Consider the following 15,271-nt stretch of genomic DNA (forward strand, 5'->3'; position numbering starts at 1 on the left):
GTGTAAACCATGTCTCCGGTTTACTGTGTAAAGGATGTCTCCGGTTGTACACCCGCGAAATCCGGTCAACTCAATACTCGATCCGCACGTCGCCCTTGGGCACGCTGCAGCACGACAGGATATAGCCTTCGGCGACGTCATCATCGGTGATGCCGCCGTTGTGCTCCATCTCCACCTCGCCGCCCAGCTTGAGCACCTTGCAGGTGCCGCAGATGCCCATGCCGCAGGCTTTGGGAATCATCAGGCCAAGCTTGGCCGCTGCGGCATGCACGGTCTCACCCGGCGCCACACGAATACTCTTGCCGGCCGTGGTGAACTCCACCTGATGCAGGTCGGCATTGTCCACTTCCGGCGCATCGGCCGCTTGCTCGGCAAGTTCGACAGCGTCGGCCTTGACCTCGGCCGGGGTCGCACCGAACGACTCCTCGTGATAGCGGCTCATGTCATAACCGCTGCCTTCGAGCAGGCGCTTGACCGCATGCATGTACGGCGTCGGACCGCAGCAGAAGATTTCCCGTTCCATGTAGTCCGGGGCAATCAACTCCATCAGCTTCTGGTTCAGGTAGCCGCGATAGCCCGCCCAGGGCTCGCCCAGGCCGTGCTTCTCACAAATGATGTGCAGGCTGAAGTTATCGATCCGCGACGCCATGTGCTCCAGCTCGCGGTGATAGATGATGTCTTTCGGCGAGCGCGCGCTGTGCACAAACACCATGTCGACATTGCCGTTGGTGTCGTAGAACCAGCGGGCCATGGACATCACCGGGGTGATGCCGACGCCACCACTGAGGTACAGCACCTTGGGGCTGGGGAAGTCCATGGCGTTGAACAGCCCGACCGGGCCATGCACGGCCAGCTCCTGGCCTTCGTGCAGGGTGTCGTGCAGCCAGTTGGAGACCTTGCCACCCGGCACCCGCTTGATCGTCACCGAGAAGCTGTACGGCACCGAAGGCGAGCTGGAGATGGTGTACGAGCGCATGATCGGCTCGCCGTCGATCTCCAGCTCCAGGGTCACGAACTGCCCGGGCTTGAAGAAGAACATGATCGGCTGGTCGGCCATGAAGCAGAAGGTGCGCACATCCCAGGTTTCCTGGATCACCTTGACGCAACGGACGATATGGCGGCCGTTGGCCCAGGTCTGGGTGCTGACCGGATTGAGGAAATTGGACATGCTCGTCTCCACGGCCGACTGCGGCCTGATGCTTGCGATTCTGCTCAAGCTGCACGGCGGACACTTTCCTATCCGCGACATCGGCGTGCTTATCGCGACCAGCCCCCTGCCACAAGGGCTGGCGCGTCGGAAACGGATCTGATCATGTCGCCCATGGATATGGTTCGCGGCGGCTTCGAACGCACACTCCATCGCACATGATCCTGCTGTTATTCAGCCTTGCGTCGCGATAACAATGATTAGCCACTTTCACCGGCCACAAGCACTGGCCATGAGGACCTGAACGATGGACGTCACCGCAACTTTGAGTCTGGGCGATCCACTGGAACCTGCGCGCAAGGCGACTGCCGAGATGCTGCAGAGCCGCGAGCGGACCTACTCGCTGCCACAGCCGTTCTATTGCGACGAACGCCTGTTCCAGATCGATATGGAAGAAATCTTCCAGAAGGAATGGCTGATCGCCGGGATGACCTGTGAAATCCCGGCCAAGGGCAACTTCCTCACCCTGCAGATCGGCAAGAACCCGATCCTCGTGGTGCGCGGTGCCGAAGGTCAAGTGCATGCCTTCCACAACGTCTGTCGTCACCGCGGTTCGCGGCTGTGCACCAGCGACAAGGGCAAAGTGGCCAAGCTGGTCTGCCATTACCACCAGTGGACCTACGAGCTCGATGGCCGCCTGCTGTTCGCCGGCACCGAGATGGGCGCCGACTTCGATATGAAGCAGTACGGGCTCAAGCCGGTCAATGTGAAGACCGCAGGCGGCTATATCTTCATCAGCCTGGCCGAGAACCCACCCGCCATCGACGACTTCCTCGCCACCCTGGCTCACTACATGGAGCCCTACGACATGGAAAACACCAAGGTGGCGGTGCAAACCACCTTGATGGAAAAGGCCAACTGGAAGCTGGTGCTGGAAAACAACCGCGAGTGCTACCACTGCAGCGGTTCGCACCCGGAACTGCTGAAAACCCTGCTGGAGTGGGACGACGTCACCGACCCGCGTGCCGACCAGGCCTTCAAGGATCACGTGGCGGCCTCGGCTGCGGCCTGGGACGCCGAGAAGATTCCGTACGCCCACGCCAGCTTCGGCCTGCGCAACCGCATCGTGCGCATGCCGCTGCTCAAGGGTACGGTGTCGATGACCCTGGACGGCAAGCAGGGCTGCCAGAAGCTGATGGGCCGGATCAAGAACCCGGACCTCGGTTCGATGCGCATCCTGCACCTGCCGCACTCGTGGAACCACTGCATGGGCGATCACATGATCGTTTTCACCGTGTGGCCGATCAGCGCCCAGGAAACCATGGTCACCACCAAGTGGCTGGTGCACAAGGACGCGGTCGAGGGTGTGGATTACGACCCCGAGCGCATGCGTCAGGTGTGGGATGCCACCAACGACCAGGACCGGCGCCTGGCCGAAGAGAACCAGCGCGGGATCAACTCCACGGCGTATCAGCCTGGGCCGTACTCCAAGACCTATGAGTTCGGGGTGGTGAACTTCGTTGATTGGTACAGCGAGCGCTTGCTGAGCAATCTGGGGGCGGCGCCTGCGCCTTATCTCAAGGGTGTGGCTGTGCAGTAAAGTCTGATCGCGGGGCAAGCCCGCTCTCACCGGGGGATGGTGAAAACCGGTGGGAGCGGGCTTGCCCCGCGATGCTGTTCAACTATTAACCACCCCGCGCAATCCCCCGGCCCTGCTGGCCCCGTCCATACAGCAAACACTTTATCCACAGGACAGCCCACAGCTAATGTGGGCAAGTCGTTGTTTTTGCGCATAAAAAATATTGATCATTAATTGATCAATTCTCTGTAACCCTTTAAATACAAGGCTCACAGCGGAAGGCAAACACCTTATCCACAGAGACGCCAACAGACTTTGTGTGCAAAAGTCCCGGCAGTTGAAAACGCTTGTGGATAAGGCTTCAGACAGCAGATTTGCGGGGCTCTGTAGGCCATAAAGGCAGCTATTGTGTGTTTTTTGATCAATCGAATGCAGCCCTTGCCACACGGGCCTCTCAGCCATGGGCAAACATATTATCCACAGACCCGCCAACAGCGATTGTGGGCAATATCAACCCAGGCTGTGAGAGAAAACCCCGAAAAATCCGTCACTTAGCTTGATCATTTTTTGACCATAACGCCGAAAGGCACGCCATGCGTGCCCTGCAGCCATACACAAACACTTTATCCACAGATCGGCCAACAGACTTTGTGAGCAACTGATCAGCGCAGCACACCCTCTTCCACCAGCAATTTGAGGATGGCCTCGGCACCCGCTTGCGGGCTGACATCCTTGAGCACTTGTCCACCGCCGCCACTGGCCTTGGCCGTGGCCGCTTTCATGCGGTCGGCACCGCTCTTGGCCTTGATCACTTTCAAGCGCTTGGGCCGCGGTTTGGCCGGTTGCAGTTCGGCGCTGGTGAATAACTCGTCTTCGACAATCTGTACCTGGCGGGCGGCCAACACACCACGCCGGGCCGGGCCAAAAGCGCTTTGGCGTGGCTTGGGTGCGGCGTTATCCACAGTGGCCAGCAACGGCAAGCGCACCTTGAGGCGGCGCCGCTGGCCTCGCGGCAGCGCCTGCAGCACCTGGGCTACGCCATTGTGGATAGATTCCACCTCGGCCAGACCCACTACCAGTGGCCAACCCAGGCGCTCGGCCAGCAGGAACGGCAGCATGCCCGAACCTTCGCCGGTTTCCGCCTGGCTACCGGTCAGCACCAGATGGGCCCCGGCATCACGCAGGTAATCCCCCAGTACCCCCAGGGCATCGGCGCCGGGCGGTTGTTCAAGTACATCCAGCTGTTCCAGGCCCATGCCCAGGTAGGCGCGCAACGCCGGCTCCTGAGGATCGCCGGCATGCAGCACCTGCAAGTCATCCCCAGCCAGTTGAAGGCCCAGCTCCACTGCCCTTGCGTCCTGCTCGGCACGCCGGGTGCGGCCGGAGCTGGGGTGGGCACCGATCGAAACCAGACTGATGACCTTGGTGTTCATAGTTGTCCCCTGCCCTTATGCCGCGTCGCGCTTGGCGTCGTTGCGATAGTTTTCCACAGCCTCGATCAGCGCCTGAAGGATCGCGGCGCTGTCGCCAATCACCGACAGATCGGCACGTTTGATCATGTCGCAGCCAGGGTCCATGTTGATCGCCACCACCTTGTCGCAGGCGCCAATGCCCTGCAGGTGCTGGATCGCCCCGGAGATACCCACAGCGACATAGACCCGTGCGGTCACCCAGGTGCCGGTGGCACCGACCTGACGATTACGCGGCATGAAGCCGTCATCCACCGCCACCCGCGACGCCCCCTCGGTGGCGCCGAGGGCCACGGTGGCGCGGTGGAACAGCTCCCAGTCCTTGACCCCGTTGCCGCCGGAAACAATGAACTCGGCTTCGGCCATGGCAATCGCAGCCGGGTCCACGGCCACCGGGCCGAGGTCTTCGATACGTGGCAGGCTGCGCGCCACATTTGTGGATAACTGCTCAGGCAAGGCTTCGTGACGGGTTTCACTGACGGGCTCGGCGCACTCGGCTGCCGCCAGGATCAAGCGTGGCAGACCGCGAATCAGGTCCTGCTGGCCAGCACCGGCGCGACCGCTGCATTGCCCGTCTTTAACCTGCCAGACGCGCGTAGCCGGGCGCTCATTGATCGCTGCGGCAAAACGCCGACCCAGTTCGCCGCCACCGCTGCGGCTGTCGGGCAGCAGCCAGTGACGCGGGCTGAACTGGTTATCCACAGCGCGCAGGCCCTGCACCAATTGCTCCGGTGCATAACCGTCGAATTCGTCACCTTCGATGACCAGCAAGCGATCGACACCGGCTGTGGAAAAGTTGTTTTCCTTGTGTTCACCAAACACCACGGCCAGCACCGCGCCGTCACTGCCGGCCAGGCTGTGAGCCAGGCCGAGCAGATCGCGGTCGTGGCTGCCCAGGCGGCCACCGACCATGTCCGGGACCACGGCGATGTAAAACGCCGGCTGCAGCACCTGGTGCAGTGGCAACTCCACCACCGCCGCGGCACTGCGCTTGTTGCTGGTGCCTTGCTGGGCGCCACTGCGGTCGATGCGTTTGATGCCGTTGGGGCCGATAAAGCCGACACCATGGGGATTCTTGCGAAGGATGCCGTTGGGGCCCATCCAGCTGTGCTGCTGGCCCTGTTGCATGGCCGCGTGCAGCGGATGCAGGCGGTTGCGGGCAATCCACTCGGCGCGCGGGTCACGGCGGATAATGTCGCTCATCAGTGCACCTCCGCAGGTTCACGCTTTGCCGGGGCAGGTTTACTCGCCGGGGCCTGTTCTTCGAGCAGGGCATCGGCGACCAGCTCGGCCAGGTCCTTGATCATTGGGCGCGGTTCGACCACCCCTTCGAGCATTGCCGTGCACTGTGGACAACCCACGGCAACCAGCTCGGCGGCGGTCTCGCGGATATCGTCCATGCGCATGTCGGGAATCCGCTGCTTGCCGGGAATGTCGGTGATCGGCGCACCGCCGCCACCGCCGCAGCAACGCGAGCGGAAGCCCGAACGCTGCATTTCCTTCACTTCGATGCCCAGGGCCCGCAATACCTCACGCGGCGCCTCGTACTCACCGTTGTAACGGCCCAGGTAGCACGGGTCGTGATAGGTGACGCTGCCACCCTTGTGTTGCCCCAGGTTCAGCGCGCCGGCGCCGATCAGTTCGGCGATGTAGGTGCTGTGGTGTTGCACCCGATATTCACCACCGAAGGCGCCATATTCGTTCTTGAGCACATGGAAGCTGTGCGGATCGCAGGTGACGATGCGCTTGAAGCTGTACTTGGCCATGGTCTGGATATTGCGTCTGGCCAGTTGCTGGAAGGTTGCTTCATCGCCCAGGCGCCGGGCCACATCACCACTGTCGCGCTCTTCAAGACCGAGCACGGCAAAGTCCACCTGGGCCGCTTTCAGCACTTTGACGAAGGCGCGCAGGGTGCGCTGGTTGCGCATGTCGAAGGCGCCGTCGCCGACCCAGAACAGCACGTCTGTGCTCTTGGTCTCGCCGAGCAGGTTCAGGTTGAGGTCCGCAGCCCAATTCATCCGCCCGCCCGGGGCGAAGCCACCCGGGTTGTCGGTGGCGATCAGGTTGTCCAGTACCTCGGCGCCCTTGTTTGGCGTGGCGCCTTTTTCCAGGGTCAGGTGGCGGCGCATGTCGACGATGGCATCGACGTGCTCGATCATCATCGGGCACTCCTCCACGCAGGCGCGGCAGGTGGTGCAGGACCACAGGGTTTCGGCATCGACCAGGCCGTTGACGATAGGCTGGTGCGGGTTGCCGCCATGCTCGCCGATGGGCTTGCCGGGGTACGGGCTGCCAGCGAACCTGGCATCGGTACCACCGGCCAGGCCGACGACCATGTCCTGGATGAGTTTTTTCGGGTTCAGCGGCTGTCCGGCGGCAAAGGCCGGGCAGGCAGCTTCGCACTTGCCGCACTGCACGCAGGCGTCGAAGCCGAGCAACTGGTTCCAGGTGAAATCCTTGGGTTTCTCAACGCCCAGCAATGCCTGCGGATCTTCCAGGTCCAGCGGTTTGAGGCCGGTGGAACGGCCACCGTCGAAACGCTCGGCGCGGCGGTGCCAGGCCAGGTGCAGGGCGCCGGCAAAGGCGTGCTTCATCGGCCCGCCCCAGGTCATGCCTAAGAACAGCTCGGACACACCCCAGAGCACACCAAGACCGAGCAAGGCCACCAGCAGCCAGCCACCGAAACCTTCCGGCAAGATGCCAGCCACCGGCAAGGTCGCGACAAAGAAGCTGGCGGCGAACACCAGCAGGCTTTTCGGCAGACGCATCCACGGCCCTTTCGACAGCCGCGAAGGTGGATTGAGCCGGCGTTTGTAGACGAACAGCGCACCGGCAAACATCAGCACCGTGGCCAGCAGCAAGGCATAGCCGAGGATCTTGTTATGCAGGCCGAAGCCATGCACCAGGATCGCCAGCACCGCTGCCAGCACAAAGCCCCCGGCGGTGGCGACGTGGCTGTTGGCCATGTATTTGTCGCGGGCGACCACGTGGTGCAGGTCGACCATATAGCGCCGCGGCATGGCCAGCAGGCCGCCGAGCAGGTCGACCTTGGATGGCCGGCCTTGGCGCCACATCCGCACACGTCGCAGCGCGCCGAGGACGGCAAGGCCCAGGGCGGCGAACAGCAGGATGGGGATCAGGGTGTTCAACATGGGAAGCTCCCAAAAGGCACCTCAGTGCCTTGCCAGGGGATCACTGTGGGAGCTGGCGTTGCCAGCGATGCAAACACCGCGCAACAACAGACATTGCGCTGATCCCATCGCCGGCAATGCCGGCTCCCACAGGGGTAGTTGCAAGCCTTGTGCGATCAGAAATCCTTGCACAGGCGCAAGGCGTCGTAGATCGCCGCATGGGTGTTGCGCTGGGCCACGCAGTCACCGATGCGATACAGCAGGTAGCCTTCGCCCGATTGACTGAGGATCGGCTGCGGCTGGATCGCGAACAACGCCTCGACATCGATCTGGCCCTTGTTGCGCGAACCTTCCTTGAGCCCGTAGTAGAGCGCTTCGTCCGGCCGCACGCCGTTCTCGATCACCACTAGGTCGACCACCCGCTCCTCTTTGGCGCCGGTGTATTCGTTCTCCAGCACCGCCACCAGCTTGTCGCCCTCGCGGTAGACCTTCTCCAGCGCAAGATCGCCGGTCATGATCACTTCCTTGGGGTACATGCTGCGGTAGTAGGTCGGGAACGAGGTACCACCAATGGCCACGCCCGGCTTGATGTCGTCGGTGACGATCTCGACCTGGCTGCCTTTGTCGGCAAGGAAGTCGGCCACCGACATCCCGGTGAATTCGCAAATGGTGTCGTAGACCAGCACGTTCTTGCCCGGCGCCACCTTGCCGTCGAGCACGTCCCAGCTGCTGACCACCAGCCCTTCGGCGGCGCCCCAGTGCTCGTTCTGCTCGAGGAACGGATGACCGCCCACCGCCAGCACGATCACATCTGGACGCAGGTCCTTGATGGTGTCGATATCGGCAGCGGTGCCCAGGCGCAGGTCGACCTTCAGGCGCGCCAGCTCAAGCTGGTACCAGCGGGTGATACCGGCAATCTGATCGCGTTGCGGTGCCTTGGCGGCGATGCTGATCTGCCCGCCGATAGCGTCCTTCTTCTCGAACAGGGTGACGTCATGACCACGCTCGGCCGAGACCCGCGCCGCTTCCATCCCCGCTGGGCCTGCGCCAACCACCACCACCTTGCGCTTGGGCCCGGTGGTTTTTTCGATGATGTGCGGCACGCCCATGTATTCACGGGAAGTCGCGGCGTTCTGGATGCACAGCACATCCAGGCCCTGGTACTGGCGGTCGATGCAGTAGTTGGCACCGACGCACTGTTTGATCTGGTCGACCTGGCCCATCTTGATCTTGGCGATCAGGTGCGGGTCGGCGATGTGCGCGCGGGTCATGCCGACCATGTCGACATAGCCGCCTTCGAGAATGCGCGTGGCCTGGTTCGGGTCCTTGATGTTCTGCGCGTGCAGCACCGGAACCTTGACCACTTCCTTGATCCCGGCCGCCAGGTGCAGGAACGGCTCCGGTGGATAACTCATGTTGGGGATAACGTTGGCCAGGGTGTTGTGGGTATCGCAGCCCGAACCGATCACCCCGAAGAAGTCGAGCATGCCGGTGGCGTCGTAGTACCTGGCGATTTCCTTCATGTCCTCGTGGCTGAGGCCATCGGGATGGAATTCGTCACCACAGATACGCATGCCGACGCAGAAATCCGGGCCGACTTCGGCACGCACGGCCTTGAGCACTTCCAGGCCGAACTTCATCCGCCCTTCGAAGCTGCCGCCCCATTCGTCGGTACGCTTGTTGACCCGCGGGCTCCAGAACTGGTCGATCATGTGCTGGTGCACGGCCGACAACTCGACGCCGTCCAGGCCGCCTTCTTTGGCCCGGCGCGCGGCTTGCGCGTAGTTGCCGATCACCCGCCAGATCTCCTCCGGCTCGATGGTCTTGCAGGTCGCGCGGTGCACCGGTTCACGAATACCCGAGGGCGACATCAGGGTCGGCCAGTTGAAGCCGTCCCAGCGCGAGCGCCGCCCCATGTGGGTAATCTGGATCATGATCTTGGCGCCGTGCTTGTGCATGGCGTCGGCCAGGTTCTGGAAGTGCGGGATGATGCGGTCGGTGGACAGGTTCACCGAGGCCCACCATTCCTGCGGGCTGTCGATGGCCACCACCGAGGAGCCGCCACAGATCGCCAGGCCCAGGCCGCCCTTGGCTTTCTCCTCGTAGTATTTGATGTAGCGCGCGGTGGTCATGCCGCCGTCGGTGGCGTAGACCTCAGCGTGCGCAGTGCTCAATACGCGGTTGCGGATGGTCAGTTTGCCGATCTGGATCGGCTGGAACATTGCTTCGAAAGCCATGACGAGATCCTCGACTTACAGCGGCTTGACGATGAACAGGCCGTCGTCGTGGCCTTCTTCCGAACCGCCGTAGACCTGCTCGGCGACCGTACGCATGGAGCTGCCGCGGGCGGCAAGAATCTGGTCCATGGCCCCGGCGAACCAGCCGGTGAACATGTAGTCGACCTTGCGCCCGACCTTGCCGTACACATAGACGAATGCCGAGTGTTCGAGCTTGACGCTGGCGGTGCCTTTTTCCAGGTCGATGTCCTGGATCTTGAACAGGCCCCAGCCGCGTTGCGACAGGCGCTTCATGTAGTGCTCGAACACCGCCACGCCTTCCAGGCCGTGGCATTCGGCTTCCTTCTCGCACCAGTGCCAGGCGGATTTGTAGCCGGCCTTGTAGAGGATCTCGGCATAGGCTTCAGCGCCCAGCACTTCCTCGATGCCCATGTGGTTGTTGACGAAAAAATGCCGCGGTACGTAGAGCATCGGCAGGGCATCGCTGGTCCAGACACCGGTCTCGCTGTCGACTTCGATAGGCAATTGCGGGGCGATCTTGGCCATGGAAACTCAACTCCAGAAAATTTGGTTGGCTGCCCCTGCGCCGGTGGCAGGGGTCGGAAGACGGTTACTGGCGGCTTATTCGCCCCAAACGTCTTTGAGGACGTTGACCCAGTTTTCACCCATGATCTTGCGCACCACGCGCTCGCTATGGCCGCGCTTGAGCAGGGTTTCGGTGAGGTTGGGGAACTCGCCCACGGTGCGGATGCCCAGCGGGTTGATGATCTTGCCGAAATTGGTCAGGCGCCGGGCGTAGCCCTTGTCGTGGGTCAGGTACTCGAAGAAGTCCTGGCCATGGCCCTGGGTGAAGTCGGTGCCGATACCGATGGCGTCTTCGCCGACGATGTTCATGGTGTATTCGATGGCTTCGGCGTAGTCGTCGATGGTCGAGTCGATGCCTTTGGCCAGGAACGGCGCGAACATGGTCACGCCAACAAAACCGCCGTGGTCGGCAATGAACTTGAGTTCTTCATCGGACTTGTTGCGCGGGTGCTCCTTGAGCCCGGAAGGCAGGCAGTGGGAATAGCACACCGGCTTTTTCGATTCGAGAATGACTTCTTCGGAGGTCTTGGAACCGACATGGGACAGGTCGCACATGACGCCGACGCGGTTCATTTCCACGACGATTTCCCGACCGAAGCCCGACAGGCCGCCGTCGCGCTCGTAGCAGCCGGTGCCGACCAGGTTCTGGGTGTTGTAGCACATCTGCACGATGCCGACGCCGAGCTGCTTGAACACCTCGACATAGCCGATCTGGTCTTCATAGGCGTGGGCGTTCTGGAAGCCGAAGAGGATGCCGGTTTTACCCAGCTCCTTGGCCTTGCGGATGTCGGCGGTGGTACGCACCGGCATGACCAGGTCGGCGTTGTCGCGAATCAGTTTCTGGCTGGCGGCAATGTTGTTGACCGTGGCCTGGAAGCCTTCCCAGACCGACACCGTGCAGTTGGCAGCAGTCAGGCCGCCCTTGCGCATGTCTTCGAACAGCTCGCGGTTCCATTTGGCAATGATCAGCCCGTCGATAACGATGCTGTCGGCGTGTAATTCGGCTGGGCTCATCAGGCTGTCCCCTTTATTGGCATTACCTGCGCCGAATCGTCTGCCGGCGCTTTGGGGCCAGCATATGCCTAGGGGCCAGGTCGCTAAGATGCAAAAACGACAGGGGAATTGCCGAAAGCGTCAAACCGCGACAAAGGGCTATCGCAAGTTTCATTCGGAGGGTGACGGGCTAGCGACTACCCTGTTCTTTGCTGCGGCACTGAGCGAGAATCGGTGCCCATGTTCCCCGGGGAGGATGATTGAATGAAATCGATGGTTTGGCTGGTTCTGGCCGCGCTGGCCTTTGGTGCCCACGCCAGTGAGGAAGACAGTACGCCGTGCGACAACGTCGAAACCGACCAGCAGAACTACGACTGCGCCCTGTTCAGCCGCACCACCGCCGAACGTGAGCTCAACGCCGCGTTTACCGATCTGCTGGATCGCATCAAAGAGCAGTACGCCGGTCAAGGCACGAAGATCGCCGAATTGAGCAAACGCCTGAACGACGCCGAAACCCTCTGGAAACAGCTGCGCGACGCCGACTGCAAGGTCGAGACCTTCGACCAGGCGCCCGGCAAAGCCTTCGACGCCGCCCAGAACACCTGCCTGGCACAACGTAGCGACGACCGCTCCGAATACCTGCAGACCCTGGGTCTGCAAAACTCCGATTGAGAACAGCATGAAAATCTGCGGAATTGAAATCAAAGGCAGCGAAGCGCTGCTCGCTGTCGCCGCGCTGGACGGCGCAAGCCCGGTGCATGTTGCCCTGGCGACGAAAAAGATCGCTCTGGAAGACGACGAGCAGGCAGACAACGTCAAAGCCTTCGCCAGCCAGGCCCGGCAGTTCATCGCTGAACACGGCATCAGCCACCTGGCGATCAAGAAGCGCAGCAAGAAAGGCGACTTCGCCGGCGGCCCGACCACCTTCAAGATTGAAGGCGTGCTGCAGTTGCTGGACAACTGCGAAGTGGAACTGGTTTCACCGCAAACCGTCAGTGCCCAGGCCAAGAAACACAATATCGAGCTGCCCGCGTCGTTGAACAAATACCAGCACGAAGCCTTCAAGAGCGCTTGTGCGGTGTTGCTCAAGCGCCACGCATGAGCTCGCGCCCCTCTGAAGACATGAAGCACTTTCACGCTGAAACCTATGAGGCATTTCATTCCATCATTACAGAGCTGAAGAAGCAGTCACCGGGAGAGTTGTGGTTCCGAGGACACTCCTGTTCTAACTACGCTCTCACACCAGGTGCCCTGCGCGATCTGACACCGATCACCGACTGGAAGGGAGAACGGGTAAAAAAAGGGCAACCAAAAATTTCTGAGAGTTGTGTCGTTGCCGGTGTGAATGCGGAGGACATGCTCTCTGCATTCAAAAATGAGGCTAATCCTTATCTGACGGAAAAACCGGAAAATGACTTTGAGTGGATGTTCATCGCGCAACACTACGGTTTGCCTACACGCTTACTAGACTGGTCGAAATGCCCACTGGTTGCGCTTTTTTTCGCCACTCATGCAGCCAAGCCCAAGAGTGGGAAAGCTGCAAACCATTCATCCGCAGACGATGATTGCTCCGGGCGCTCCTCTTCGGCAGCGGTGTTTGTAATAGACCCTGTAGCTATCAACAACGAAGCCCACTTTCATCCGACCGTTCTTGATTTCCAGAAAGATGCAGAACGCTACCAACAGTTCCTTGATCCAATGAATACCCGGCACCCGCTGGACCATCCTGTCTGTCTATACGCTCCACATATGACTGAACGAATCAAAGCTCAGCATGGATGCTTCAGTTTGCACGGCCGAATGGTCCACCATCTGGACTATTACAACGTACTCCGCCCGCATATCACTAAAATTTTGATTCCTCTGAATGCTTTACAGGGCATGAAAAAGGCCCTCAAGCACCAAAACGTCACCAAGAAGTCGATTTATCCAAAAGCGGCCGGCGACAAGTCGCTGGTTGAAATCGCAGAACGGATAAAACAGCGTGAAAAGGACCAATACGAAAAACGCCTCGCCGAGCTTTTCGAACCCTTGTGAATCGATCACCCCTCAGCCTGTAGGTTCATCCCTCTAAGGGGTATACGGTCCTCCCGTGGACAACGCTCAAAGCGCGCCCGGTAGCAGCGGGTAAAGTACGAGGCCGACTCGAAACCGCAGGCAATACTCACCTCCAGCACGCTCATGTCGGTCTGGCGCAGCAGTTGCCGCGCCTTGTCCAGGCGCAGGCGCAGGTAGAAGCCGCTGGGGGTGTCGTGCAGGTACAAGCGGAACAGGCGCTCCAGCTGACGCCGGGTCACCTGCACCGACCCGGCCAGCACCAGGGTGTTGAGCGGTTGCTCGGTGTTGCGCTCCATTTCGCCGATCACCTGCACCAGTTTCTTGTTGCTGATGCCGTAGCGTGAGGCGATCTGCATGCGCTGGTGATCCTGGCGTGGGCGAATGCGCCCGAGTACGAACTGTTCGGACACCTGGATCGCCAGCTCTGGGCCGTGAGCCTGGGCGATCAGATCGAGCATCAGGTCAATCGATGCCGTACCCCCGGCCGAGGTGATGCGCCGTCGATCGACCTCGAACAGCTCCTGCGTCGCCTGCAGCTGTGGATAAGATTCCTTGAACGCCTCCAGCGCCTCCCAGTGCAGGGTCACCCGGTGGCCATCGAGCAGACCGGCTTCGGCCAGAACCACCGTACCTGTGTCGATACCGCCAAGCACCACACCGTCGTGATCGAGCTTGCGCAGCCAGTGCTGCAGCGCCGGACTGAAGCTGCCCAGCGGCTCGAACCCGGCCACCACCAGCAGGGTGGCACCTTTGCCCAGCGGCTGCAGCGCGCCATCGGCGTTGACCGACATGCCATTGCTGGCCTGCACCGCCCCGCCCTCTATGCTCAACACCTGCCAGCGGTACAACCCGCCGCGAAAGCGGTTGGCCACCCGCAGCGGCTCGATCGCCGAGATAAAGCCGATCGCGGAAAAACCGGGGAGCAACAGAAAGTAGAAATCCTGGGGCATAGCGAACGACTCGACGGCCACGGGTCTGCGGTTAATACCCTGCAGGTCGCCCCTGTGCAAGTGCTGGTCGCCAGGGTGCGTATTTTGCCGTTGCGGTGCGCGTAGTTTGATCAGCACGGCCCGCAGAGGCCTCCCCCTATAACAATTAGAACTGCCGCTGGAGGAGCCACCATGAACAGATTGATCAGCCGTAGCCTACTGATGCTCGTCGGTACCGCAATCCTCAGCACCAACGTAGTGGCCGCCGAACCGGCCGTTTGCAAGAACGTGCGCCTTGGCGTGGTCAACTGGACCGACGTGATGGCCACCAGCGCCATGACCCAGGTGCTGCTCGACGGCCTCGGCTACAAGACCAAGCAGACCAGTGCCTCGCAACAGATCATCTTCGCCGGTATTCGTGACCAGCGTCTGGACATGTTCCTCGGCTACTGGAACCCGATCATGACCCAGACCATCACCCCCTTCATCGACGCCAAACAGGTCAAGGTCCTTGATCAACCCAGCCTCAACGACGCCCGCGCCACCCTCGCCGTACCCAAGTACCTGGCCGACAAGGGCCTGAAAACCTTCGCCGACATCGCCAGGTTTGAAAAGGAGCTGGGCGGCAAGATCTACGGTATCGAACCCGGCTCCGGCGCCAACACCCAGATCAAGGCGATGATCAGCAAGAACCAGTTCGGTCTGGGCAAATTCCAGCTGGTCGAATCCAGCGAGGCCGGGATGCTCGCCGCCGTCGACCGTGCTGTGCGACGCAATGAGGCCGTGGTGTTCTTCGGCTGGGCGCCGCACCCGATGAACGTCAACATCGACATGGCCTACCTCAGCGGCAGCGAAGACGCCCTCGGCCCGGACGAAGGCCGCGCCACGGTGTGGACGGTTACCGCACCGGATTACGCCGAGCGTTGCCCGAATGCCAACCGGCTACTGAGCAACCTGAAATTCAGCGCTGAAGACGAGAGCCGCATGATGCAACCGCTGCTCGAGCACAAGGACGCGCTGGCATCCGCCCGGCAGTGGCTCAAGGACCACCCCGAGGACAAGGCGCGGTGGCTTGAAGGGGTGACCACCTTCGACGGCAAGCCTGCTGCTGAAAACCTCAAGCTGACTGCCAACTGACAGCCC

14 protein-coding genes are annotated in these 15,271 nt (G+C 61.3%); 6 read left to right on the plus strand and 8 right to left on the minus strand.

The window, feature by feature from the left end:
• Positions 1–70 precede the first annotated feature (70 nt).
• The gene (gene gbcB / locus NPS47_RS14705) at positions 71–1,168 is read right to left on the minus strand and encodes a glycine-betaine demethylase subunit GbcB (protein ID WP_274295605.1); all 1,098 of its coding nucleotides are present in this window, start codon (positions 1,166–1,168) and stop codon (positions 71–73) included.
• Here gbcB and NPS47_RS14710 point away from each other — a divergent pair.
• A complete protein-coding gene (locus NPS47_RS14710) occupies positions 1,167–1,310 on the plus strand; it encodes a hypothetical protein (protein WP_274295606.1) in 144 nt (47 codons plus the stop codon). The genes gbcB and NPS47_RS14710 overlap by 2 nt on opposite strands.
• A gap of 144 nt (positions 1,311–1,454) precedes the next feature.
• Positions 1,455–2,747, plus strand: coding sequence for a glycine-betaine demethylase subunit GbcA (gbcA, locus tag NPS47_RS14715; RefSeq protein ID WP_274295607.1), 1,293 nt, complete (start codon positions 1,455–1,457; stop codon positions 2,745–2,747).
• 641 nt (positions 2,748–3,388) lie between these two features.
• On the opposite strand, the gene NPS47_RS14720 is transcribed toward gbcA, so the two are convergent.
• From NPS47_RS14720 to NPS47_RS14745, 6 genes are all read right to left on the minus strand, one after another.
• Entirely contained in the window at positions 3,389–4,159 is a 771-nt protein-coding gene (locus NPS47_RS14720; RefSeq protein WP_274295608.1) for an electron transfer flavoprotein subunit beta, read from the minus strand.
• Between the two features lie 15 nt (positions 4,160–4,174).
• The gene (locus NPS47_RS14725; RefSeq protein ID WP_274295609.1) at positions 4,175–5,398 is read right to left on the minus strand and encodes an electron transfer flavoprotein subunit alpha/FixB family protein; all 1,224 of its coding nucleotides are present in this window, start codon (positions 5,396–5,398) and stop codon (positions 4,175–4,177) included.
• Positions 5,398–7,347: a dimethylglycine demethylation protein DgcB gene (gene dgcB / locus NPS47_RS14730; RefSeq protein ID WP_274295610.1), complete on the minus strand. Its 1,950-nt coding sequence runs from the start codon at positions 7,345–7,347 to the stop codon at positions 5,398–5,400. Before dgcB ends, NPS47_RS14725 begins: the two co-directional genes overlap by 1 nt.
• A gap of 155 nt (positions 7,348–7,502) precedes the next feature.
• Positions 7,503–9,563 (minus strand): dimethylglycine demethylation protein DgcA, encoded by a 2,061-nt coding sequence (gene dgcA, locus NPS47_RS14735; protein WP_274295611.1) that lies wholly within the window; start codon positions 9,561–9,563, stop codon positions 7,503–7,505.
• A gap of 15 nt (positions 9,564–9,578) precedes the next feature.
• A complete protein-coding gene (locus NPS47_RS14740) occupies positions 9,579–10,109 on the minus strand; it encodes a DUF5943 domain-containing protein (RefSeq protein WP_274295612.1) in 531 nt (176 codons plus the stop codon).
• Positions 10,110–10,184: 75 nt separating this feature from the next.
• On the minus strand, positions 10,185–11,162 hold the full coding sequence (locus NPS47_RS14745) for a dipeptidase (protein WP_274295613.1): 978 nt from the start codon (positions 11,160–11,162) through the stop codon (positions 10,185–10,187).
• A gap of 243 nt (positions 11,163–11,405) precedes the next feature.
• On the opposite strand from NPS47_RS14745, the gene NPS47_RS14750 reads away from it, so the two are divergent.
• Genes NPS47_RS14750 through NPS47_RS14760 form a run of 3 tightly spaced genes read left to right on the plus strand, consistent with a single transcriptional unit; the run spans position 11,406 to position 13,178 of the window.
• Positions 11,406–11,813 (plus strand): lysozyme inhibitor LprI family protein, encoded by a 408-nt coding sequence (locus NPS47_RS14750; protein ID WP_274295614.1) that lies wholly within the window; start codon positions 11,406–11,408, stop codon positions 11,811–11,813.
• 7 nt (positions 11,814–11,820) lie between these two features.
• Positions 11,821–12,243: a DUF3010 family protein gene (locus NPS47_RS14755; protein WP_274295615.1), complete on the plus strand. Its 423-nt coding sequence runs from the start codon at positions 11,821–11,823 to the stop codon at positions 12,241–12,243.
• A complete protein-coding gene (locus tag NPS47_RS14760) occupies positions 12,240–13,178 on the plus strand; it encodes an FRG domain-containing protein (RefSeq protein WP_274295616.1) in 939 nt (312 codons plus the stop codon). The genes NPS47_RS14755 and NPS47_RS14760 overlap by 4 nt, the downstream gene beginning before the upstream one ends.
• A 5-nt stretch (positions 13,179–13,183) precedes the next feature.
• On the opposite strand, the gene NPS47_RS14765 is transcribed toward NPS47_RS14760, so the two are convergent.
• Complete coding sequence (locus tag NPS47_RS14765) at positions 13,184–14,149, minus strand: GlxA family transcriptional regulator (RefSeq protein ID WP_274295617.1); 966 nt, start codon at positions 14,147–14,149, stop codon at positions 13,184–13,186.
• A gap of 171 nt (positions 14,150–14,320) precedes the next feature.
• Between NPS47_RS14765 and choX the strand changes: the two genes are divergently transcribed.
• Positions 14,321–15,265 carry a choline ABC transporter substrate-binding protein gene (choX, locus tag NPS47_RS14770; protein ID WP_274295618.1) on the plus strand — a complete coding sequence of 315 codons (945 nt, stop codon included), beginning with the start codon at positions 14,321–14,323 and terminating at the stop codon, positions 15,263–15,265.
• The last annotated feature ends 6 nt before the right edge of the window (positions 15,266–15,271 follow it).

Source organism: Pseudomonas putida (assembly GCF_028682475.1).
GTDB classification, from domain to species: domain Bacteria; phylum Pseudomonadota; class Gammaproteobacteria; order Pseudomonadales; family Pseudomonadaceae; genus Aquipseudomonas; species Aquipseudomonas putida_AG.